The sequence below is a fragment of the Prosthecobacter sp. genome (assembly GCF_044236155.1).
Lineage (GTDB): Bacteria > Verrucomicrobiota > Verrucomicrobiia > Verrucomicrobiales > Verrucomicrobiaceae > Prosthecobacter.
Genome location: NZ_JBIIHA010000030.1, coordinates 34,148 through 58,053 on the forward strand (window position 1 = coordinate 34,148; position 23,906 = coordinate 58,053).

16 protein-coding genes are annotated in these 23,906 nt (G+C 60.2%); 8 read left to right on the forward strand and 8 right to left on the reverse strand.

What is annotated here, in order from left to right; genetic code table 11:
• Positions 1-93: 93 nt before the first annotated feature.
• Positions 94-1,368: a PQQ-binding-like beta-propeller repeat protein gene (locus tag ACILSE_RS19775; protein ID WP_395719161.1), complete on the forward strand. Its 1,275-nt coding sequence runs from the start codon at positions 94-96 to the stop codon at positions 1,366-1,368.
• Here the strand turns inward: ACILSE_RS19775 and ACILSE_RS19780 are convergent.
• The 3 genes from ACILSE_RS19780 to ACILSE_RS19790 form a co-directional block, all read right to left on the reverse strand.
• Positions 1,347-1,952 (reverse strand): DUF3267 domain-containing protein, encoded by a 606-nt coding sequence (locus tag ACILSE_RS19780; RefSeq protein ID WP_395719162.1) that lies wholly within the window; start codon positions 1,950-1,952, stop codon positions 1,347-1,349. The genes ACILSE_RS19775 and ACILSE_RS19780 overlap by 22 nt on opposite strands.
• Positions 1,953-2,003: 51 nt before the next feature.
• Entirely contained in the window at positions 2,004-3,398 is a 1,395-nt protein-coding gene (locus tag ACILSE_RS19785) for a sulfatase (RefSeq protein WP_395719163.1), read from the reverse strand.
• A gap of 62 nt (positions 3,399-3,460) precedes the next feature.
• On the reverse strand, positions 3,461-8,302 hold the full coding sequence (locus ACILSE_RS19790; RefSeq protein WP_395719164.1) for an AAA domain-containing protein: 4,842 nt from the start codon (positions 8,300-8,302) through the stop codon (positions 3,461-3,463).
• Between the two features lie 157 nt (positions 8,303-8,459).
• Here ACILSE_RS19790 and ACILSE_RS19795 point away from each other — a divergent pair, with 157 nt between their 5' ends.
• The 4 genes from ACILSE_RS19795 to ACILSE_RS19810 all read left to right on the forward strand — a co-directional run bounded on the left by ACILSE_RS19795 (position 8,460) and on the right by ACILSE_RS19810 (position 12,766).
• Positions 8,460-9,569 (forward strand): hypothetical protein, encoded by a 1,110-nt coding sequence (locus ACILSE_RS19795; RefSeq protein WP_395719165.1) that lies wholly within the window; start codon positions 8,460-8,462, stop codon positions 9,567-9,569.
• 21 nt (positions 9,570-9,590) lie between these two features.
• Positions 9,591-10,757, forward strand: coding sequence for a PQQ-binding-like beta-propeller repeat protein (locus tag ACILSE_RS19800; protein ID WP_395719166.1), 1,167 nt, complete (start codon positions 9,591-9,593; stop codon positions 10,755-10,757).
• 6 nt (positions 10,758-10,763) lie between these two features.
• Complete coding sequence (locus ACILSE_RS19805; RefSeq protein ID WP_395719167.1) at positions 10,764-11,495, forward strand: TVP38/TMEM64 family protein; 732 nt, start codon at positions 10,764-10,766, stop codon at positions 11,493-11,495.
• 386 nt (positions 11,496-11,881) lie between these two features.
• A complete protein-coding gene (locus ACILSE_RS19810; RefSeq protein ID WP_395719168.1) occupies positions 11,882-12,766 on the forward strand; it encodes an FHA domain-containing protein in 885 nt (294 codons plus the stop codon).
• A gap of 12 nt (positions 12,767-12,778) precedes the next feature.
• On the opposite strand, the gene ACILSE_RS19815 is transcribed toward ACILSE_RS19810, so the two are convergent.
• From ACILSE_RS19815 to ACILSE_RS19825, 3 genes are read right to left on the reverse strand one after another with little or no spacing between them, the layout of a single operon-like run.
• The gene (locus ACILSE_RS19815) at positions 12,779-13,753 is read right to left on the reverse strand and encodes a DUF1080 domain-containing protein (protein WP_395719169.1); all 975 of its coding nucleotides are present in this window, start codon (positions 13,751-13,753) and stop codon (positions 12,779-12,781) included.
• Positions 13,754-13,796: 43 nt separating this feature from the next.
• Positions 13,797-14,801: a BPSS1187 family protein gene (locus tag ACILSE_RS19820; RefSeq protein ID WP_395719170.1), complete on the reverse strand. Its 1,005-nt coding sequence runs from the start codon at positions 14,799-14,801 to the stop codon at positions 13,797-13,799.
• Between the two features lie 8 nt (positions 14,802-14,809).
• Positions 14,810-15,643: a prephenate dehydratase gene (locus ACILSE_RS19825; RefSeq protein WP_395719171.1), complete on the reverse strand. Its 834-nt coding sequence runs from the start codon at positions 15,641-15,643 to the stop codon at positions 14,810-14,812.
• Between the two features lie 81 nt (positions 15,644-15,724).
• On the opposite strand from ACILSE_RS19825, the gene pbpC reads away from it, so the two are divergent.
• Both pbpC and ACILSE_RS19835 read left to right on the forward strand, forming a co-directional pair.
• Positions 15,725-17,980 carry a penicillin-binding protein 1C gene (gene pbpC / locus ACILSE_RS19830; RefSeq protein WP_395719172.1) on the forward strand — a complete coding sequence of 752 codons (2,256 nt, stop codon included), beginning with the start codon at positions 15,725-15,727 and terminating at the stop codon, positions 17,978-17,980.
• Between the two features lie 412 nt (positions 17,981-18,392).
• Complete coding sequence (locus ACILSE_RS19835) at positions 18,393-19,193, forward strand: hypothetical protein (protein WP_395719173.1); 801 nt, start codon at positions 18,393-18,395, stop codon at positions 19,191-19,193.
• A gap of 12 nt (positions 19,194-19,205) precedes the next feature.
• Here the strand turns inward: ACILSE_RS19835 and ACILSE_RS19840 are convergent, their stop codons facing one another.
• Positions 19,206-21,509, reverse strand: coding sequence for a CehA/McbA family metallohydrolase (locus ACILSE_RS19840; protein WP_395719174.1), 2,304 nt, complete (start codon positions 21,507-21,509; stop codon positions 19,206-19,208).
• 44 nt (positions 21,510-21,553) lie between these two features.
• On the reverse strand, positions 21,554-22,441 hold the full coding sequence (locus ACILSE_RS19845; protein ID WP_395719175.1) for an EamA family transporter: 888 nt from the start codon (positions 22,439-22,441) through the stop codon (positions 21,554-21,556).
• 159 nt (positions 22,442-22,600) lie between these two features.
• On the opposite strand from ACILSE_RS19845, the gene ACILSE_RS19850 reads away from it, so the two are divergent.
• Positions 22,601-23,749 (forward strand): 6-phosphofructokinase, encoded by a 1,149-nt coding sequence (locus ACILSE_RS19850; RefSeq protein WP_395719176.1) that lies wholly within the window; start codon positions 22,601-22,603, stop codon positions 23,747-23,749.
• Positions 23,750-23,906 lie beyond the last annotated feature (157 nt).

Below are 23,906 nucleotides of genomic sequence, written 5' to 3' on the forward strand. Positions count from 1 at the left end.
GCATAGTGGCCCTGATTCGTCGCCTGTCGAGTTTGCAGGCGATTTCATGCCTGCGTGGGAAAAAGCGTCCGTTGGCGGGCGTTTGCCACTCGCATGCATCTCTCGCGCTTTCTCATCGGGTCGCTTCTGGCGACGAGTTCGCTCGCTTCCGCTCAAACCATCGCCGTGGCGAACGGCTGGCATCAGTTTCGCGGTCCAAACCGCGATGGCATCTCCAACGAGACCGGATTGATGAAATCCTGGCCTGCCGACGGTCCGAAGCTGTTGTGGGAGATCAAAGGCGCGGGTGGCGGTATGGGTTCCGTGACGGTGGGCAACGACCGCGTGTTCGTGGTGGGCAACCGCAAGGAGGGCGTGTCGATAACGGCCTTCGACTTGAAGACGCAGCAAGAAGCCTGGAGCACGGTGATCTGTGACAAGCGCGATCAGCCAAACGGCGCGCCCACTTTTGATGGCGAGCGGCTCTATGCAGTGAGCAAGGACGGCATCCTGGCCTGCTGCGATGCGAAAAGTGGTGAACTCATCTGGCGGAAGAGCTACACGGCTGATCTCGGCGGCCTGATCATGAGCGGCTGGGGCTTCAGCGAGTCACCGCTGGTCGATGGCGATCTCGTCATCGGCGTGCCAGGCGGCAATGAGAGCATCGTGGCCGCGATGGACAAGAAAACGGGCGAGGTGAAGTGGAAGTCGTCGCTCCCGGCCGATGTGGGCACGCGTGGCAAGGATGGCGCGGGTTACACCGGCGTAGTGATCTCGAACGGCGGCGGTGTGAAGCAGTATATCACGCTTGTGGGACGCGGACTCGTCAGCGTGCGTGCCAGCGATGGCAAAACGCTTTGGACTTACAACGCCGTGGCGAACGGAACGGCGAACATCCCCACGCCGCTGGTGTGGGATGATTATGTGTTCACGTCATCCGGCTACGGCACGGGCGCGGCTTTGCTTCAGTTGAAGAAAGACGGCGATGGTGTGGCCGCGGAGGAGAAGTATTTCCTCAAGGCGGGCACCTTCCAAAACCACCACGGCGGCATGGTTCGGCTCGGCGACCACATTTATGCCGGCAGCGGCCACAACAACGGCATCCCGGTCTGTCTCGAGTGGAAGACCGGCAAAATCGTGTGGGAGCAGAGCGAGCGCCCCGGCCGCGAAAGCGCGGCGGTGATCAGCGCTGAAGGCGAGTTGTACTTCCGCTGGCAGGATGGTACGATGGGCCTCATCGAGGCTTCGCCTTCGGGCTACAAACTCGGCGGCACCTTCAAGCTGCCGAACGTGAAAGGCCCAAGCTGGCCGCATCCGAGCATTCACGACAAGAAGCTGCTCATTCGTGCCCAGGATCAGATCTTCTGTTACGACTTGGCGGCGAAGTGATCTGACTTCGTGTGCCAGTAGGTGCGCCATGATTGATTCTGGATCGTGGCTTCGCGGGGGATCTGCGAGACGATGAGCAGCACGCCGAGCAGATCGCCGCAGGCCAAAAATGCATTCACGATGGAGCCAGTAACTGGCAGCGGGTGCGTAATGCCGACGATGGCGCACCCGATCAACGGCATAACGCTAAGAACGACAAACGGTGCGATCAGGATGGCGATGAAGCGGTTCCGGCTCATCGGGCCATGGCAGTGCGCGTAGAACAATCCGCGTGAGAGCCACAGGCCGATGCAGGTGCGGTCTGACAGGCCACGCCCCGGATGAACGAGCGCATGAACGGCCTCATGCACAGGAATGAGCCAGACGAAGGCTGTTAGAAACCACAAGCCGAAGAGCGGGGCACGGCTTAATTCCTTCAACGGAGTGAGCCAAAACCAAAGCGCCCCAATCAACACACCTGAAAGCACCGCGACCGGTACGGCCAGCAATTGCATGAGCCACGGCGTCGGTTCCTTCATGGCGCGCCATGGTGGTTCGGGCACGAAGTCAGGCGTCTCAGGGATTGGGCCAAAGTGGAAGCGCATGAGTGCAGACTAATCGGGCGGTCGGCGAAGCGACAAGCGTGATGGAAGAACTCATTCGTCGGTCTTCTTCTTTTTCTTCTTCCCGGCTTTCTTCGGGTCGCCGCCGCCGTTGGGGCTGAGGCGCTGCCACCAGTCGGGGCCTTCGGCGTCGATGGCGGCATTGTGCTCGATGAGCCGGGCTTTGAGGGCGGCGAAGCGTTCGGTTTCCTTGTCTTTGAGGTCGGTGGTCTCTTTGGGATCGTCCTTGAGGTTGTAGAGCTCAAAGTCGGTCAGTTCGGCGTTGGCGAGGATCTTCCAGTCATCGACGCGCATGGCGATCTTGGCGTTCGGGGCCATGTGGAGTCGCCAGAAGAGCGGTTGGGACCGTTCGAGCTTCGTGGCAGTGCCGGTGAGGGCGGGGAGCATGTCCACGCCGTCGAGGACGCGGTCTTTGGGCGGTGTGACGCCGGTGAGGCCGAGCGCGGTGGGGAAAAAGTCGCTGCCGATGACGGGCAAGTCGCACACGGAGGCGGCGGGGATGTGTCCCGGCCAGCGGGCGAGGCCGGGGACGCGGATGCCACCTTCGTGCATGTCGCGTTTGCGGCCACGCAGGCCTCCGCTGCTGCCACGGCCGGGTGATTTGATGCCGTCGCCCTCGGGGCCGTTGTCGGAAGTGAAGAAAATGAAGGTGTTGTCTGCGAGTCTCTGCGCGTCGAGCTCCTTCATGAGCATGCCGAAGGCGTGGTCCATCTGCGTGACGTTGGCGTGGTGCTCACGCTGGATGTCATCGGTGAGGTCGGGATAGAGCGCTTTGAATTTGGGATCGGATTTGATGGGATAATGCGGCTCGTGGGTCCAAACGGCGAGGAAGAAGGGCTTGGAGGCAACGCGCTTCTCTTTGAGCCAGGTGATGGCCTCGGTGACGACGAGCGGCGCGGAGTAGCCCTGCATCTGGCCGACGGGCTGACCGTTGCGAACGAAGTTGCTGGGGTTCTCGTGGGAGGGGCCAGCGTTGTTTTGCGTGGCCATCCACCAGTCGTAGCCGTGGTCGCCCGGTTGTGGCTGGGCGGGGTTGTTGAAGAGGCCGTTGAGATGCCATTTGCCGCTGTGGCAGGTGGTGTAGCCGGCTTTGTTTAATAGAGAGGGCAATGTGATCTCGCTGGTGCGCAGATGCACCTCCGCGCCTTCGGCGATCCAGGTGTAAACTCCATTGCGATGCGGGGTGCGGCCGGTGAGCAGGGCTGAACGCGAAGGACTGCACACGGCGCTGCCGGAGTAGCATTGCGTGAGCCTGACGCCCTGCTTCGCGAAGGCGTCGAGATTGGGCGATTTGATGATCGGGTGGCCAAAGCAGCCGAGATCGCCGTAGCCGAGGTCGTCGGCGAGGAAAAGAATGACATTCGGCTGCGCCGAAAATGACGAATGCAAAATGGCGAATGACGAAAGGAGGGCGACGAGGAAGCGCATGATCGCACGGGAACGACCGGCGCGGTGATGATCCTTCGAGTGACTTTTCTTGCTGAAAAGATTCAATTGGGAGGCTTACGCCAGACTTGAGTGAGGCTGTCTATCAGCTCTCCGCTTTCAACAAGCTTCTCCAAGGCATCATGAATGGCAATTTCGTGTCCTCTCCCCTCGATGCAGAGTGCTCGCATAACAGTTCTAACCACATCTTTTATCGCCACCTTCTCGCGCATCGGAATTGCCGTCATCACCACTCTCCGCAACTCAGGGGGAAGCAATGCGCCCTTCTTGCCGTTCAGTTCTGACAATACGCGGTCCAGTGCGTCTGGGTTGGCCCCCGCCATTGGCCGCATGGGAGCATCCGCTGGCTGAGGCTGATTGAACAGGTCGGTTTGCTCGGAGGGCAGTAACTCGGCCTGAATGTGTCTGATCTCTGGCTTTTGATAGGCAGAAGCGACCGCGGCCTTGGTTGGCGTCGGTGTCGTTTGTTGTTCAGCAGTGCTCTCTTGAGGCCTCGTACTCCCATGCATCGGATGTATGTCCATCTGAAAGAGCTTGCGCCACAAAGACTCCAGCGCTGCATCGGGATTTGCGTAGAAAGCGGATGCGGCCAACCGCCAGAACGTCCAACCGCAACGTTCAAGCTGACGCTGACGAACCATGTCCTGGGTGATTCGTTCAGGTTCATCGTGATGAGGCCCATCGCATTCGACCGCAAGGCGGGAACGATTGCCTTCGTTAACGAAGTCTATTCGATAGCTGTTGGGACCGAATGGCTCAAACTGCGGAATAATCCGATAGCCTCGTTCATGGATGCGAAGACCGACGCTTCGTTCAAACTGGCTTTCGCATTGCTCCCAATCCGGACCACCAGCGGGGGTTTGGCGCGGATCGGAATAGTATGCGAGCAGCTTGTAACGCATATCTGCCGGATTCATGTCATTCAGGGTCACTGAATGAAACAACCAGACTTGATCACGAGCGCGGCTGGCGGCGACGTTGAACCGCTGACGTGCGGCATCCGTTGTTAGGGCCTGAAATCGCTCGTTTGTTGCGGCGACCATACTGAGGAATATGATGTCACGTTCATCACCTTGGAATGCGTAAGCATCACCGCATACGATTTCACGATCTTCGATCTCCTCAGGTGTGAGTCTCTTTAGAAGAAGCGAATTGATGAGCTTTGCTTGGGTCTCGCCCTGCAACGAAATGACCCCAATCGTTTTGTCGGCGTAGGCTGGATTTCGGCAGCACTGACAGATTGCTTCGACAAGCGCCTCGGCTTCGACGGGGTTTCGTGCGCTCTGGGAGGTTCCCTCGCGGTATCCATCTGCTATGTGGCGAACGACAATTGGTTCAAGCCGTTGCGGCGGGTATTGCCGCAGCGGCTCGAGTTGGCCGCGATAGCAGAGATCACTCGAAAACCGAATGATCTCAGGCATGCAACGGAAGTGCTCTCGCAAGACAACTCGCCCGCTGAAACGAATCGCCGCTTGGTGAAAGAGACTCGAAGTGATGCCCAACGCGTCCCGATGGGGAATGTCCACCAGAAACTGGTCGGCCAGCGTGTCCACGGCGTCACGAGACACACCTACACCTTCGGGGCTGATTTGTTCGTCGTCACCCACAACCACGATCTGTTTCCCGAGATAAAGTAACGCTAAGGTTTCCGGGCCACTCTGACTTGCTTCGTCGATGATAATCACGTCGAACGCCCCAGCAGAGGCCGTAACAGTTTCCGCAATGCGATGAAACGGCATGACCCAAGCAGGGACGGCTTCTCGGCAAGCATCGAGGTGTTGTTGTGCATCCCTGCGATGCCGCTCGGCTCGCTTGCCTGTGCCGCGACCAATGCGGCGGATGGCCTGCGTCCAAGCACGCAGATGCTGATTCTGCCTTTCCGTAAGTCGGAGGAAGCAGTGACCCCATGCCTTTGCTGCCGCGAGCTTGGCCATCGTTTCGCGCTGTTGCTTTTGTAAACGCGCCAACTCTTCTTCCAACACAATAGGATCGCCCCGACTGAGAAACTCCTGGAGCCAGGTTCGTGCTCGCGCCCACTGCCAGGCAGCCTCCACATCTGCGAGACGTGAATCCCAGTGCTCATTCGCATATGATTCAGCAAGCAAACGCGCTAACAATGGCGCTATAGCGGTGAGTGCAGCATGGCGTTGCTCCAATGTCGCGAGCAATTCAGCGTCTATAGTCAACGCCGACCATTCTTCGTGCGCCTTAGCGTAAGCGTGCAGGTCGCGGGCGGCCACGCTCGTGGAAAGTCTGCCGGCGACCGGGTGCGACCGCGGGCGCACGGCAAACGATTCGAGAGCTTGGTTATAGGCCGTGAGCTTCGCAGTGGCCTCACCAAGGCGTTGCCGCGCAAAACCCGCTTCACAATCGGCGAGTAGTGCATCCAACTCCATTGGTTGGTCCCAAGCTGGCTCAATCAGGCCGGATACCGCAGCAATCGCGCTCCGTGCTGCGGCCAATTTGTCCCGCATTCCGAGCACAGCCCCGAGTGCATCGCGCATTGTTTGAAGTTCATTCACCTGCCGAACAATGGTCCCACTCGCAACCTCATGCACATCGACCCAATTCAACCGCAGTTCATCAACACGCAATTGTGTCTCAAGATGTTCGATCAATTCACCAACTACTTCTGCGCGCTTCGCGTGGCGACCATTCACACGCACGCTTTCAGCGATGTATGCCGTGCGGCGAACTACATCCGAGCTATAACCAAACAGCCACCACTGAATTCCAAGCTCATTGTTATTCTTCACAAGATAATCCTGCAGGTCACGAGCATCGGCTAAAACAGCTTTGGGGTGGCTGCCGTCTGGTAGAGCAACCTCGCGGCTATGTGCCTGCCTTGCTCGGTCGAGCAAACCATCCAGCGAGTTCGTTGTGAGTTGGAACAGGTCCTGCCACATTCGCTCGTGTCCGGTGAGGACTCCGGTGAAAGCCTGTTGCATCCATGGCATCCGAAATTGTTCAAGTGCGGAGATGGACTTCTGAAGCGCCTGCACTGCGGCAACGAGTGCGCTTGTCGCGCTCGCGCCCGCCGCTTGTAGCTTCCGACAACGTGGTGAATCTTCACGCCCGGAGAGTGAATCAACAGCTGCACGAGCTTCGCGTTCTTGGTCCACAGCACCGAGAAAAGCTGACACGTCGGGAACTCTATCGGCTGGCGGAATCGGCCTCTTCAGTTCGGCGCGCCTCCCTGGCGAAAGACGACGCCAGGCTTCGAGCAAGGCAGCGAAATCAGGGGCAGAAAATGGCAATGGTGTTTCCTCTCGGATCGCGTCACTCAGCCAATCATAACGTGAGGCTGCCTCCGTAACACCCTGCGCGATTTCCGACGCGGTGCCGGTGTAGGCCCCCCATGCAACGCGATGTTGCCAAGTCTCCGCTTCACGATGTTGGCGGATTGAGTTTTCCAACACCGCGACACTTTTCCTGTTCTCAGTAAGCTGTCGAGCAAGGAGCTGAATCATCTGGCGGTTCTGCTCCGGCAACCACGTTTGCTGTTGATCAGTTATTCCGTGGACCGAGTTTTGCAGGTTCTTGAGTGCTCCTGCGTCATTGCCTAGAACGCTGACGCAAAGAGCCGAGAGTTCGGTTGGAACCTTTGCTTCGAGCACCTTGAGCGCGCGCGGTGTCTGGCTCGTCACGAGCACGCGCTGGCCAGTTGCCAGCAAGTGGCAGATGAGATTCGCAATAGTGTGGCTTTTGCCTGTGCCTGGCGGTCCCTGCACCAACACGCCCTGGCCTCCGGCCAAGCGCCGAACGATCCGAAACTGCTCATCGTTCGCAGGCAGCGGAAAATATACTTCGTCGTCGGCTTGGCCGATGGAGGTCTTTGCTTCGGTGCCTGTGCCCTCGCCACCATTGCCTCCGCTTTCGTCGATGATCTCGCACAACCGGCGGACCCCAAATGGGACATCACCGCCTGCTGCGATTTGGCGGGCGATGTCATCGAGCAGTTTGACGAGGCTCCGTGCAGTGCGTTTACGCAGAATGATTGCCGGCGCGAACGTGACCACAGGCACCGGCGGCAAAGTTGTTGGGCTTTCAAGCGAGCAGTCGTAGCTGCCGCGACGATTCAGCGCGTGAGCGTACGATTGGAGTGGTAACTCAACAGCAGTCGACGGCCACGGCATTTCAGTAACAGATTCGACCTCCCGTTTGCAGGCTTCTTGAAGCTCATTCAGCGGGCGCTCGTCCGCTTCCAACATATCCTGCTCAAGTGAAAGGCGGATTCCGTCGCTTCCCGGTCCGACACTTAACACTCCGCGATGCGGGTCGAATTGCAGACTGGCTTGACCGACTAGGAGGTGTCGAAAAACCCTGCTTCCGCGCTCCATCTGCCAGTTTAGCAGGCCGACACCCAGAACCACCTCAAAGGTCTCACCGCTCTTCTTGAGCATCTGGTGCATCGAAAACAGCTTGTCGTAGACACGCTGAATCGTTCGCCAGCGCCGGTGCTTCGGTGCCCACGGCTCCCACTCCTCGGGGACATATGCGTCCCACTCGCGCTTTACGTTTGGATGATCGCGCAGCGAGTGAAGCACGGGTGGCTCATCGGGATTTGCGTTCGGCCTGGCGATTTCTTCTCGCAGGCGCGGTGCCGCCGAACTGTCGCGCAGTGCAGATGAGTCGATCCAGGAAGCACAAATCTGCGGAGGCTCCGGGCACGATGGCTCGTCGACGCGCTCGATTTTCAGCCACGGTTCGCTGTCGTCCGGTTCGTTGGATCGCGCGATGCTTGCACACTGCGGTTCTTCAGGGACTTCGTGAAACCAAAGAACTTCCTCATAGTCGCGACAGTCGCGCACTGTCGAAAGCCGGAGTTTTGCCAATTCACGTAGGTATGCGAACAAACTGGCTGCTTTTTCAGAGGTAGTAGGCATACGGCTCCAATACGGCGAGAGCGGTAACACCGTCAACTTCCCACAAAGCATGCTCACATGGCATGTTGTTGGCCATGGAATGTCCAAGCTCTTTACTTTGAGCCGAAACTGGTGCTTGGCGTGCGGCGTTCTTTGTGAAAGCATCCGCCGTTCTTCCATGAAACTGACTCCCGCCCTTTTGTTTGCCGTCGCCAGTCTGCCGCTGCTCGCGGCGGAGGATTTGTCGAAACCGATCGAGGCGCTGCGAAGCGTCCAAAAGGAAGGCGAGGGCAACGAGGCAGCAGGCAAGGCGTGGCAGCAAATCGTGAAGGCGGATGCAGCAAACCTGCCGGAGGTGCTCAAGGGCATGAACGGAGCCAACCCGCTGGCGGAGAACTGGCTGCGTGCGGCGGTGGGTGTGATCGCTGATGAGGCGCTGAAGGCGAAGAAGATGCCGGTTGACGCGCTGGTGGCCTTTTTGAAGGACACGCAGAACAGCCCCGGTGCCCGCGTGGTGGCGTTTGACCTGATCCAGCGTGGGAACGCGAAGCTGGCGGAGGATTTGACGCCGACGCTGCTGAATGACGTGAGCAGCGATCTGCGGCGGCATCCGGTGGCGAAGCTGATCGAGGCCGGTGATGCGGCCCTGGAGAAGAAGGACAAGGAGGCTGCGATCGTGGCTTATCAGAAGGGTCTCGGCGGCGCTCGCGACGAGGATCAGATCAAGGCGCTGGCCAAGAAGCTGCGTGATCTGGGACAAACCGTGGATTTGCCGTCTCATTTCGGCTTCCTGATGAGCTGGAAGATGATCGCGCCGTTCAGCAACGCGGATCGCGGCGGTTTCGACACCGTTTATCCGCCGGAAAAGGAGCTGAAGTTTGATGCGAGCTACGAAGGCAAGGGCAAGGCGGCGAAGTGGGTCGATTTCACGAGCAAGGATGAGTACGGCAAGATCGACTTCAACAAGCCCTTCGGCATGGAGAAGAGCGTCGTTGGCTACGCGGCGACGGATTTTCTCAGCACGGAGGATCGCACGGCAGAGATCCGCATCGGCTGCAAGAACGGCTGGAAGGTATGGCTGAACGGCGAGCTGCTCTTTGCCCGTGACGAATACCACCGCGGCGCGAAGCTGGATCAATACAAGCTGCCGTGTCAGCTCAAGAAGGGGAAGAACACGATCCTGGTGAAGTGCTGCCAGAACGAGCAGACAGAGCAGTGGACCACGGAGTGGGAGTTCCAGCTTCGCGTGTGCGATGCGACGGGGACAGCGATCGTGGCGGCGAAATGATCCATCAACTGAATGACGACTATGAAAACGATCTCGATGTGTGTTTCGATGTGCCTGGCAGCGGGCTTGGTAAAGGCGGACTGGCTTCAATTCCGCGGCCCGAATGCGGCGGCGGTCTCCACGGAGGCGAAAGCGCCTGCAGAGGAGCTGAAGATCGCGTGGACGGCCGATCTGCCGGGGCGCGGGCTGTCGGCACCGATTGTGGTGGGCGACAAAGTCTTTGTGACCTGCTCCAGCGGCCCCGGCCAGGAGACGCTGCATGTGTTTTGCTTCAATGCGAAGGATGGATCGAAGCGCTGGGAGCGTGCGATGCGCGCCACCGGCCGCACGATGTCGCACAGCAAGACCTGCGTGGCCGCGAACACGCCCTGCAGCGATGGCGACCGCGTGTTTGCGCTGTTTTCGTCGAACGACCTGTTCGCCTTCGACCTCGATGGCAACCTGCTTTGGCTGCGCGGGCTGACGTTTGATTATCCGAACGCGAGCAACAGCCTCGGCATGTCGCAGTCGCCGGTGGTGATCGACGGCACGCTGGTGGTGCAGAGCGAAAATGACAGTGAGTCCTTCGCAGCAGGCCTCGATGTGGCCACCGGGCGCAACAAATGGAAACTGGAGCGCCCGAAGGCGGCGAACTGGACCAGCGCGACGCTTTGGAAAGGCGTGGCGGCGCTGCAATCCAGCAAGGGCATCCTCGGCGTCGATCCTGCGACCGGCAAAACGGTGTGGAATTACGAAGATGGCGCCAGCACGATCCCATCGAGCGTGGTGCATGGCGATTTGCTCTATGCGGTGTCGAAGGGCATCACGGCGCTGTCGCCGGAGAAGGGCGCGGTGACGCAGCTTTGGCGCAACGAGAAGCTGAACCCCGGCACGGCAAGTCCGCTAGTGCTCGGTGATCACCTTTATGTCGTGAACGGTGCCGGAGTGCTGATCAAGGCGAGCGCGAAGAATGGCGATGAGGCGTGGAAGCTGCGTTTGAAAGGGCCGTTCAGTGGTTCACCGGTGGCGGCTGGCAAGCGCATCTACATCGTGAACGAGCGCGGCATCTTCCAATCCATCGACCCTGATGCCCCCGAGGGCAAAGTGACACAGGAGATCGAGCTGAAGGAGACCGTTTTGACGACTCCGGCGATCTCCGACGGCGCGATCTTTGTGCGCAGCGACGCGAAGCTGTGGAAGCTGCAATAACAGCCGATGCCTGACGATCCCACGCAGGAGCCGGAGGAGCTCGATGTCACGATTGCCACGGAAGTGGAGCAGGAGACGTCGCGTGCCCTGAACAAAGAGACACGGCAGGTGCTGCTCGCGGTGCTGCTGGTGGCCGCGTTCATGGCGCTGGCGCATTTCACACCGCTGAAGGCCTGGATCACGAATGTGCAGACGTGGAAAGGCCTCGTGCGCGAGTTTGGCTGGATGGCGCATGGTATCTTCGTCGCGGCTTGTGCCGTGGTGGTGATGCTCGGCGTGCCGCGACTGCCGATGTGTGCCGCAGCGGGCCTGATTTTCGGATTTGGCGAGGGCTTGGTACTGTCGCTGATCGGCTCGACGTGCGGCTCGTATGGGGCGTTCGTTTTGTCGCGGCATGGATTCCGCCGCGCAGCGGAGTCACGCGCGGAGAAGTGGCCGTGGTTGAAGAAGTTGCTGAAGAAGCCCTCGATCATGCGTGTGTTCTGGGTGCGGCAGCTCATGGTGCCGGGTCTCGTGCTGAATGTGCTGCTCGGCATGACGCCAGTGCGGCATTCGCGCTTCCTGCTCGGCACGGCGCTGGGTTATCTGCCGCTGAACGTGGCCTTTAGCCTCGTGGGCAGCGGTTTGGGCAAAGGCAGCCTGGCGTCCACCTTTGCCCAGTTGCTCGCAGCGATGGCGGTGATCAACATCGCCGCGTGGCTGGTGTATCGGGTGATGAAGAAGCAGCGCGGCGCGTGATGGCATCCGCCCCACGTTCCCGCCGCCCAGCTCATTCCCCGTTCCGATACATGGCGCACATCTGACAGGCAGCGCACAGCTCGCAGGTGACGGCGTGCGGGTTCTCCGCGCACTTCGGGCAATGAACGCAGAGCATGCAAAACGGCCGCTGAGAGCCGCGGATTCCCGATATGCATGAACGTCTCTGCGGCTCCTCGCCAAGCAGCGCGCAGGCTCTCGATGAAAGCGGCTGAACCGGGGCGGAAACGGATGATTTCATGGCCTGCAAAGGGAAAACGTGACATCCATGGCCCTGAACCGAAAAACGCGCTATGGGCAGACCTTCCCATATTGGCTAACTTTTTTGCAGTCGTTGCGAATTTCGGCATCCCGCGCTAAATCCTTCCATGTCAGCGTCAACCAGGGCTGAAGCCGGCCAGGCATGTTTGAAATGGGGAAGCGGTTCGTTGCGGCTTTCCGGCCCCTGTGTGATCGGTCGCCGGTCTGATAATGACCTGCAAATCAACAACGTGCAGGTTTCCCGCCGCCACGCCTTGCTGATGAATCACAACGACGACTGGTGGCTGAACGACCTCGGCAGCCGCAACGGCATCCTGGTCAACGGCATCCGGCTCACCAGCGCCCGCCGCCTGCGTGACGGCGATGAAATTCGTATCGCCAACCACCGCATCGTTTTTCATAACAGCAGCCAGAATCCGCCGCACCACAGCACCATCGTCGGCAAAACCACCCAAGTGGCGGTTCCGGCCACGGACGAGACCCATCTGCCTGCGATGGCATGCGAACTCATCATCGCCACGGAGGAGGGCGCCATCCTCGAAGGCGAAAAACCCGCGCACTGGTTTTTTGGCAAGTCACTCGAACGAGCCCCGGGCGGCTCGCACTACATCCTCCCACCGCCGGTAAGAGAGTGGCTCGAACGGCTGGCGGCTGAAAAAGGCTTGGGCGTCGCCCCTTTGGAACTCTGCCAGGGCGAGCGTCGTGTGGTGATGTCGCTCGCGAGGCAGAAGGATGAGCGCTTTTTTCTGCTGATCCGGGAGGAATCGGCCAAAACGTCCATCGACCGCCTGCAGTCGCTGGGCCTCACCGAGCGCGAGGCCGAGGTGATGCACTGGGTTTGTGAAGGAAAGACGGCTCCGGAGATCGCCGAGCAGATGGCCATCGCTTCCAGAACCGTGAACCATCATCTTGAGCACATCTTCAAGAAGCTGGCCGTGGACAACCGCCAGAAGGCCATCAAGTGCGTGATGGAGCGTCTGGCGGCTGTGTAAACCGGGCGGCGATCACTTCACCACCGGACGCAGCAGCATGTTGCGGTAGTCCACGTTTGTGTGGTCGCCTTGGAGATAAATCGGGCCGGGCTTGAACTCATCGCTCGTCATCGCGCCGCCGGTGCAGCCGAGCACGGGCTGGTTGTCGATGATCGTCTTGCCATTCAGGATCACCGTGAGGTGGCGATCCACCAGCGTGATGTCCAGCGTCTGCCATTCGCCGATCGGCTTTTCCGCGTTCACGCTCGGCGTGATGCGGCTATACAGCGCGCCCATGTGGTGGGAGTCGAGCGGTTTGCCAAAGCTCTCCATGATCTGCACCTCGTAAATGCCGCGCAGGTAGATGCCGCTGTTGCTGCCCTCCTGCGTGCGCACTTCCGTCTTCAGATTGAAGTCCTCGAACTCCGCGTCCGTGCGCAGATTGCCGAAGTGCTTGCCCTTTTCCTTGGTGACGCGGTTTTGCAGCACGCCATCGACGACGCTCCAGCCATTGTCAGCGCCCTCCTTCAGCAGGCGCCAGCCGGTCAGGTCCTTGCCATTCATGAGCTGGATCTGCGCGCCGAACTTCACTTTGGAGAGATCAGGCGCGGGCGGCAGATCCGCGATGCGTTTGCCGGTGAACTCCGCCGGCTGGCCGACCGCCTTGCCCTCGGCGTTCTTTTTGGAGGTCGTGAGCTTCAAAACATCGCCGTCGATCTTTGCGGTGATCGTTTCCGTGGTGACTTTGCCTTCCTTGTTCTTCTGCTCACGTGTCACGATCAAGGTATCGCCATCAAGCTTTGTCGCGGCCGTCGGCACCACGCTGCCGCCACCCCACAGCACGCTGGAACTCAGCGCACCATCCTTCGACTCGACACCGAGCCATCCCGCACCTCCGCCAGGGATCGTCAGCGCCCAGCGACCCACGAAGGGATTGTCGGCGGCATTCAAAACAGCACCGAGGCTGAGCACGGCGGCGGCAGAGAGGAAACGAATCGAGAGGAACATGAGTATTCGGGTTGGAGGTGTGATTGAGGGCGGAGGAAACGGATCACTTCTTCTGATCCTTCTCGCAATCCGCGTCCGGCGGGGTCGGAGTGCCGGTTTGATCGACGGGATGGTTAAAAAGATACTTCCACACCGCCTCGTGGATGAATTTACCGTCCTTGTCCTTAACCGCAGCTCCTCCGGGCGTCACGGAGCTATGAGCGCGTTTGTCATCGCCTTTCACATCCGCGTCCGTGATGAGTCGACGGCTGTTTTCAAACGGCGGCACGACCTTGTCCACATTCACAATCGGCCCGAACTCATGCAGTCCCATCATCTCCCACGAGCGGCAGTAATGATCGCCCGTCCAGCCGCCGTCCAGCACGTGGCTGAAGCCAAAGATGCGATTCCCCGGCGTCGCCGACGGCAGTGACTGCCAGCTTTCGTAATTGTCCCGCGGCCCACAGAAGCAGACCACGCGGTCCACCTTCTGATGCTTCGCAAATCGCGCCGACGTCGTCGCGCCGTGAGAGGCACCGGAGAGGATCACCTTGTTCCAGTCCAGGCCTTTGCCATCCGCGCTGATGAACTGCTTCCACTTGCCCTCGGGATGCTCCTTGGACAGCCATTTCACGAATTGAAACGAGCGCTCCATGATGCTGTCCGGCTGCGGGATGCTCACCAGATCACTGCGATCCTCGCCGATGGACGCTTCGAGGCGGATGTCGCCCAAAGTCTTGCCATCATCGCGTCGTGCTGCCGGAATGATGCCGAACCACTTGTTCGCGTAATGCACCTGGATCGCATGCAGCCCGTAGCTGTTCAGACGCTCGAACAGTCCCGCGTTGTGACCCATCAGCCAGATCACCAGCTTGCCCTGCGCTTTCACCTTCGTGTCCACACTCGCGTTCTGCATGTCCTGCGGCTTGCCCTTCTTGTCCGTGAACACAAAGTCGATTTCTGGATGCTCCTTGGCACGCGGATCGATCTCGCTCGCACGTTTGGAGATGGTTTCGACGGCATGGAGGCTGACCGACAAGGCCAACAGACAGGTGAGGATGTTTTTCATGGAAGGATTCACGACTCAAACCTCCGCTCCGCCGAATACGACCCCACACTGCGGATCATCGCACCATCCGCCCGTGTTTGATCAAGTGCCTTCTGCACCCGTGGATCGGCCTCGGAGCCTTCGATCTCGATGTAGAAGCGGTATTTGTTCGGCTGGCCGCGAATCGGGCGCGATTCGAGACGCTTCATGTTGATGTCGTTCTCGCTGAGTGGTGTCAGGAAGCGGCACAGGCTGCCCGGACGGTCCGGAAGCTCGACAATGAGCCCGGTGCGATTGTGTTCGAGCGACGGCGTGTTCGCCGCATGCCCGATCAGATAAAACTGCGTGATGTTCGGCACCTCGCCCGCGATGGGAAAATGTAGAATCTGCAATGCATGCCGCTGTGCATTCTGTCGCGGGCCAATCGCCGCCGCGCCGGGTGTCGCCGCCGCTTTTTCCGCCGCCTTGGCCGTGCTCGGCTCCACCACGCGCTTCACATCCGGGTAATTCGCCTTCAGCCAGTCATCGCCATGGTAGAACGGCATCGCATGCGAGTGGATGGACACGATTTTATCCCCTTCCCGGCCCAGCAGCGCCAGTTTCACGTCCAGCGTCAGCTCCTCGATGATGTGCAGCGTGCAACGCGCATCCACCAGGCGATCCACCGTGTCGATGATGAACCCGCCGGATGAATTTTCGATCGGCACGATGCCCAGCGCGTCCGGATTCGAGGCGAGGAAGTCAAACACATCGCCCACGTTGTCCCGCAGGCTCACCGCCACGCCGGGAAAGCGCATCTGCGTGATCAGATGCGAAAAACTGCCCTCGGGACCGAGGCAGGCGATGGTTGGTGGCGGGTTCATGCGCCGCGCATGCTCCGCTGCTGACGCCCACGGTCAAGAACACCGCGCTGGATTTCATCCTGCCCTCGCGTTCCTTTCCCCATGCGCCGCCGCTGGAAAGCCACCCTCATCACCCTGCTCGTTCTTGCGGCAGCCGGCTGGTGGGGCGCGCCCTGGCTCGTGCCGCTGCCGGACGCACTATCGAAACCTACGCCAGCCTCCACGCTCTACCTCGCACGCGATGGCACACCGCTGCGGCATTTGCTAAACGAAGACGGCACGCGCTCCGCCCCGCCGGTGAAGTTCGCTGAGATTCCGGCCACGCTCGTTCATGCCTTCCTCGCCGCCGAGGACAAACGCTTCTTCTCCCACGGCGGTGTCGATTTGATCGCCATCGGCCGCGCGGCCTGGGACAATGCACGCAGCGGACGCATCGTCTCCGGCGCATCGACAATTCACCAGCAGCTCATCAAAAACACCGCGCCACGCTCCAGCGGGCGCACACTCGGGGTCAAAGTCATCGAAGCGCTGCAAGCACGTCGTCTCGCGATGTCGTGGGACCGCGAGGAGGTGTTCGCCGCATACGCGAACCGCATTTCCTTCGGCAATCTCATGAACGGCGCGGCCACGGCCGCTTCCGGTTACTTCCACAAGCCGCTGAACGATCTCACGCCTGCCGAATGCGCGCTGCTCGCCGCCGTGCCGCAGTCTCCCGTGCGATTGAACCCGTTTCGCAAGCTGGAGGCCGTTCTGCCGCGCCAGCGCCGCATTCTCGACAAGATGCGCGAACTCGGCTGGCTCGATGACGAGCAGCATCGTGTCGCTGTGAGTCAAAACATCGTGCTGCAGCGCTTCAGCGGCGGTTTTGAGGCCCCGCACGCGATTGAGATGCTGCGCGGCGATTCCACCGCACCCATCATTCGCACCACGATCGACATCGCGTTGCAGCAGCAGGTCGAAACCATCGTCGCACAGCGGTTGGAGGCGCTGAAGGGCCGCCACGTCACCCATGGAGCCGTTGTGGTGATTGAAAACGCCACGGGTGCCGTGCTCGCGCTGGCTGGCTCTCGCGACTTCTTCGCGAAGAACGGCGGCCAGCTCAACGGCGCGTGGGCACCGCATTCGCCTGGCTCAGCGATGAAGCCCTTCACGTATTTGATCGCCTTCGAGCGCGGCGCGACTCCTGCGAGCATCGTCGCGGATCTTCCCATCGAGTTCGCCACCACCAGCGGCACCTACAAGCCGGAAAACTACTCCCTGCGCAGCTACGGACCGATGACGTTTCGCCACGCTCTCGGCAATTCGCTCAACATCTCCGCCGTGCGCGTGCTCGACTCCATCGGCGGCGCGGAAACGCTGCTGCCACGCCTGCGCGAACTCGAGTTAACCACGCTGAACGAAGACGCCTCGCACTACGGCCTCGGCCTCACGATTGGCAACGCCTCCGTGCGTTTGATCGAACTCGCCAACGCCTACGCCTGCCTCGCTCGACTTGGTCGGTTCAAGCCGTGGACGCTGCGTGCCGATGCTCCCACGAGCGAAGAACGCCGCCTGCTCGGCGAAAACGAATCCTGGCTCATCGCCGACATCCTCAGCGACAACCAGGCGCGCGAGATGGAGTTCGGCAGTCACTCCGTGCTGCGTCTGCCGTTCAAGTGCGCCGTCAAAACCGGCACCAGCTCCACCTTTCGCGACAACTGGACGCTCGGTTACACGCCCGAGTTCACCGTCGGTGTCTGGGTCGGCAATTTCGACAACACGCCGATGCAAGACGTCAGCGGCGTCACCGGCGCAGGTCCGATCTTCCGAGATGTGATGCTTCACCTGCACGAAAAACATCCTGCCTCGTGGTTTGCGCGTCCTGCGGCCATCAAACACGTGCGCATCGACCCGCGCACCGGCAAACGCCTCACGCCACTGACGCCGCCCGCGCGTGTGAGCCGCGAGGAACTCTTCGCCGACGACAACTTTCCGCCCGTGGCTCAGGCGAGCGACTACGACGCCCGTGGCCGCGCCATCCTGCCGCGAGAATACGCCGACTGGGTGCAAAGCAGCGCCAACTGGCTCGGCGATCTCGTCACCACCGCCGAAACCGATGCGCGTCCGACGCTGCGCATCACCAATCCCATTCCCGGCACCGTCGTCATCCTCGATCCCGACATCCGCAACAACGGCAACCGCCTGTTACTGCAAGCCACGGGATCAACCCAGCCACGCTGGAGCTGCAAAACTCTCGAACTCCGCACCGAAGACACCCACACCTTCGCCATCCTCAAACCTGGCCGCCACGAAATCGAACTGCGCGATGAAGCGAGCGGTTTGAGCGCGAGGACGTTTGTGATCGTGCAGGAGGAGTAGCGTCCGCAGGTCGTACGTTGTTCACGCTTCAGCGTGTCAGTATAGGTAGTTCAGACACGCTGAAGCGTGAACAATGTGCCCAACCCCGATCCCGAAGGGATCAAAGAGGGTAGCCAGGGGTAAGATCGCGAAGCGAGCGCCACCCCTGGAACCACGAACAATACCGCCCCTTCCCAAGGCCGCATCCTGAAGGGATGCAAGAGGCGTTCACCCGCTCCTCGTTCACGCCGGATTCGCGAACACCTCTCGCATACCTCCGGCATGCGGCCTTGGGGGACTGACTGTTTTGGTATTCCAGGGGCGGCGTCTGCTACGCAGACTTGCCCCTGGCTACCCTCTTTGATCCCTCCGGGATCAATTTGACCACCACGGGGCTTTCGGTTCGCAATTTTTGTGGCACTCACTTTTCACCATGTCTGATGAACTCATTACCTCAACCGGAGTTGCTGCCGCTCTGGGTTCCAAGCTGCTTTATGATGTCTGTGGACCATCCGCGAAATATATCGGCGGTGAATTGGCCTCTTACTCGGAAGCTGGGGTTAAAAACCTCAAAAGGATTTTCTCGATCGCCGCAGATCGAATCAAAGCACTCGGAAAAGCTGAAGGGCAGGTGGCACCACGACTTCTGAAGGACATATTGATGGAAGGATATTTCTGCGAAGATGAATTGGGGGCTCAGTATCTTGGTGGCGTTCTAGCCTCGGGGAAGAGCCCTGTGTCGCGCGACGATAGAGCTGTCGCCCATTGCGCTCTCGTTACATCGCTTTCCTCCTATCAGATCAGGACACACTATCTTCTTTACAGCTCGATCCTCACTTTTAGCGAAGACACCGTAGCACAAATCTTGGATTGGGTTCGTCGTGGACATGGGGCCACCGTGTTGATCAACGCTGCTGAATACAATGAAGCGATGGAGTTCACGGCACATGAGGACCCCAAACAAATTTCAGAGCATGCCTTTATTGGCTTACAGCAGAAAGGACTCGTAGAAGAAGGCGCTTCCGTCATCAATCCCAATCCAAAAATTCGTGACCAGCCGCTAACACACTTTCGGTTCTTCCGACCAACAACAGTCGGCATTGAACTCTTTCTATGGGGGCTCGGCGTTGGCGACCTTGGATTTGCAACATACGGGCCGCATCTGCTTACATCCGAGACGCCACCAACTATTAAACCTGTCCACTTGGAATTTGGACAATGCTCCTACAGTTGATGGTCAAATACTTCACTCCGCCAACCGCTCGCGATAGACCTTCCGAGCGTGCTCATACGCTGCGACGGCATCTTCGTGCTCTTTGGCGTCGATGAGCTTTTCTTTCTGAGACCAGCATTGATCGACGCTTTGCAGGCACCATTCGAGGCTTTGTTTTTCGCGGATGGGCTTGTCGTTCACGAGGACGAAGATGGGATTGGTGTGGGAGCTGGCGCGGATGCGGAGGGCGAGCCAGCAGCTCTTTTCGATCGGCACGTCGAAGGTGAGATCGCGCATCTCACCGTCGGCGGCGATGGTTTGCTTTTGAACGGAGACACCGTTGACGAGGAGTTCGACAGGCACCTCGCGTGAAGTGCCGATTCGCGCGCGTTCGAGGTCCCAGAAGGGCTTTTGACCGGCGGGGGCGTTTTTGATTTCTGGATGCGGCTGCGCATCGAGCAGCGCAGCGGCTTTGACGGTGACTTTGACCGTTGCGGGCTTGGCGAGCTTCAATTCGCTGCCGTTCACGCCGAGTTCGACGTCGTTCGCCTTGAAGTCGATGAGGTGGCTCTTGCCATCGCTCACGTAGGCGCGACCGGCGCGGATGCCTTCGCACCAGGCGTCGTAGGTGAGCTTGTCGTCGAGCTTCACGTAGGCGCGGCCGAGGCCGACGCGCTCGCCGTAGATGCAGGGGAAGTCGGTCTCACCGCTGATGCGGGTGCGGAAGCCGGCATTGAGCGTGTGATACCAGATGTTCAGCTCCCAGGTGTGCGGCGTATCGACCATTGAGAGGAAATCGACGGCAGGCACGGGTTTGCCGTCCGGTCCTTCGACCATGTGCGTGACATCGACGATGTATTCGCACGCGCCGATGCCATTGAAGGGCGGGATGATGTAGTTCGGCAGCTCGTCGGTGGCGCTTTGCATGCCGAGTTTGTATTGCTGGCCGCGAGCGGGGTCGTTTTCGGCGAGCGGCTGCAGGCCCCAGCCGCTGTGCGCGGGGCCGGTGAGCGCGCCCTGCTTCTTCGCCCACTTCAGCGTGTTCAGGCAAAGCGTGGGCCAGTGTGCGGTCGAGTCGCCGCCGGGATACATCTGCTCCTTCAGTTTCAGCAGGCAAAGATGGCCGCTCTTGTGCGAGCCAAAGCCACTGACCTCCACATCGTAGCGCAGCAAAAACGGATAGCGCGATTCCTTGTCCTCGGTGCCGGTGAAGAACTGCTTCTGATAATCGAAGCACGGGCCCCACGTCAGATTCGCGCCGATTTTGAGGTCTTCGCCCATGCAATGCCGCGCCATGTCCGGCGCATGCACGCCCTGCGATGGCACGGAGTAGTGCGCACAGCCCGCCGCATGGATGTGATGATCACCGCTCCACCAACCGAGTTTCGACGGATCGATCCAGCGCTTCACTTGGAAGCTCGAGGAGGTGTTCTGGCCTGAAATGACGACTTTTCGCGTCTCCGGAAGCGATTCAGGTCCACGACGAAAAACCACGTCATACTCGCCATCGGGCAGTTTGAGCGATTCGCCGTCTCCACGATAAATTTGCGGGTGGAAGAAGAAATCTGGCGCATGGCGCTTGATCTGGCTCGGATACACGCGCCCGGCCTTGTCCTTGATGAGCAGCTCCGCGATGCACGGCTTGCCATTTTCATCGGTGATGGCCAGTTTCACCTCACGCGCCGGCTGGCAATCAAAAAGCACGCTCGTTTCATTGCGAAAGCCGAGATCCTGCGTGCCCTGGCCGGTGTCGAAGCTGAAGGTGGCATCGCGTTTGCCGGCGTCGCGGCTGTAGAGCTGGATGATGCGGTATTCGAGGTTCAGACCGCTCAAAGTCGGCTGCATCGGCGGCTGCTCGAACATCTGCAAATCGAGCCAGCGTGCCGAGATCGCTGGTTCACCGGGATCTTTCGGCTTCGCATGCGGCGCGACGGGCGGCGAGCCTTTCACATACATCTCCTTCGCCTGCGGACTGCTCACCGCGAGCCTCGCGGTGACACCGGCTTCGTTATCGACGCGCACGAGATACTGACGCCAGCCCGCTTCATCGAGCACGGGCTTGGCGGCACCGCGCTCGACCTTCACCCGCTGCTCCGGCGTGATCGTGACATGAAACAACGCATGCGCATCCAGAACCGCCTGGGCCTTCTCAACTGCTGCGGCGTCGTTTTGCGAGATGGCCGTCCTCAAGGTGATGATTTCATCGTCGCTGAACGGCGTCCCGAGAAAACTCGTCGCATCGATGAGGCGCTGCGTAGCGGAGAGAAATGGCTGAGGCTCCACCCCAGCCGCAGGCACGAGAGAAACACAGGCGAGGAGGCATAAGAGCGGTTTCATGCCTTCTAAACGTGCGGTGGCACAGGCGGCTTGCCGTGGAGGCTTCACACCACCACCAGCACGATCGCGCTCATCATCATGAGCGCGCCTGCCAGGCGCCAGCGCATGACGGCGGGGGCGAGATGCTGCTCGGTGTTGTGGAACCAGTGCCCGACCATCCACACCAGCGCGACACTGAGCAGTCCGCGCGAGGCATAGACGATGTTCGCGTTCGTGGCCTTGCCAAAGACGGCGAGCGTGCTGACGAACGTAATGCTCTGGATGCCGAGCAATGCGGAACCGCCAAGCAGCCAGGGCCAGGCCTTGGCGGGCACCTTGCTGAGCGGCGCTGAGAAACGAAAGACAAGTCCGAAGGACAGCAGGGCGTTGATCCAGAAAATGCAGGGCAGCAGGCGGCCCACACCCCAGTGCGGCCCCCATTTTTGCACAAGCACATCAAACACCGCGAAACACACCGAGCCTGTTCCGCCGGCGATGAAGGTGATCAGCAGATGCTGCGGCGGTTTGCCGGCATCCTTGCGGTTCAGAAAGGTGATGCCCAGCACGCTGAGCACGGCGGCGACCCAGAGCTTCACACCCACGGCCTCGCCGATGAGAATGGGCGTGAAAAAGGCCACCAAGATGACCTTGAGGCCGAACACGGGAACGGCGACGGACACATCGCCTTTTTCCAGCGCGAGGAACTGCGTCAACTGACCGACGAAGAGGCACAGGGCGATCACGCCGGGCTGCCAGAGCAGTTCCTTTTCCACCGGCGGACCGCCGAGCAGCCAGAGCAGAGAAAAGAGCCCCGCGACGATGAGGTTGGCCACAAACGTGGTGCGCCAGAGTCCGACGCCGAGATCACTGGAGCGCTTCAACACCAGCGCCCCGAACGCATACAGCAAAGCGGCAATGAGCGGAAACAGCGTGGTGGCGACGGCGGGGGGCACAAGGGGCCTTAACACGGGGGTAATGGCTGGCAAGAGGAGAAGAATGAGGAAACCAGAATGAGGAATGCCCGGAGACGCAGCCCCTTCGTCATTCCTCATTCGGATTTCGTCATTGTTGCGCCACCGCGGCGGCTCGCTATGGCAAGCCCCCCAACCACCATGATCCCAGCCTATCCCGAACAATCCGTGGCCGTGCTCTTCAGCGGCGGCGACGCGCCCGGAATGAACGCCTTTCTCCGCGCCATCGTGCGCCTCGGCCTGAACCGTGAAAAGATCGCCGTGCTTGGCATCCGTGACGGCTACCGCGGCCTCGTGCGCACCGCCCGGGCCATCAATGGAGACGCGGAGGCGCTCGTTCGTTTGAAAAAGGACATCGCGAGCCACACCGGCCGCGCGGGATTGATCTCCGAGCAGCTCCACATCATCCAGATGGACCATGCGAGCGTGAGCGGAATCATGGGCAAAGGCGGCACCATCCTCGGCTCCGCACGCTGCCTCGAATTTCATGAGAAGGAAGTGCGCGCGAAGGTGATCAAGCTGCTCAAGGGCCTGAACGTGCGCGCGCTCGTCGTTGTGGGCGGCGACGGCTCGCTCACCGGCGCGAAACTGCTCGCCGACGAGAGCGACCTGCGCGTGATCGGCATTCCGGCCACGATCGACAACGACCTGCAGTTCACTGACATGGCGCTGGGCGTGGACACGGCCGTTCACACGCTCGTTTGGGCCGTGGATCATTTCATCGACACCGCCCGCAGCCATCGCCGCGTCATGGTGCTGGAAACGATGGGCCGTGAGAGCGGCGACCTCGCGCGCATGGCCGGCCTGGCCTCAGGCGCAGAGATGATCATCACGCCGGAGCCCGGACCACTGAACGAGGAGGCCATGAAACGCCTCGCCGCGAAGATCGAGGGCGCGATGACCCGTGGTCGCGGCCACGCCATCGTGCTTGTCGCCGAGGGAGTGAAATTTGACCCGCCGCAGAAGCGCAACCGCGCCTATGTGCTCATGGATGCCTTCCAGCAGTATTTCCAACGCCCTGGAGCTCCCTTCCCCGACCTCGAAGTGCGCCCATCCGTGCTTGGCCACCTGCAACGCGGCGGCCACACCACACCGCAGGACTGCATCCTCGCCGCACGCTTTGCCGATTGCGCGTGGAAGTGCATCCAGAACCCGGATGGCGGCAGTGGCATCACGGCGCTGCGCAAGAACGTGGTCGAGATCGTGCCTTACGGTTCACCCGACATGCCGGAACGTGCGGAGTTCTCGAGGGAGATGGACCAGTTGCACGACGACTTGAGCTCCTGGTGAGTGATGGGGTTAAAAGTTAAAAGTTAAAAGTTAGGGCGTGTTTTAAAATTGTACAGATAGAGCAACTGGTGTAGCGAGAAGAATGGAATTACATCCAAGCTATCAGTTGGCGGTGCCCAAGCTGGCCCGTGTTATAAGAGCCATAGATTCCTAAATA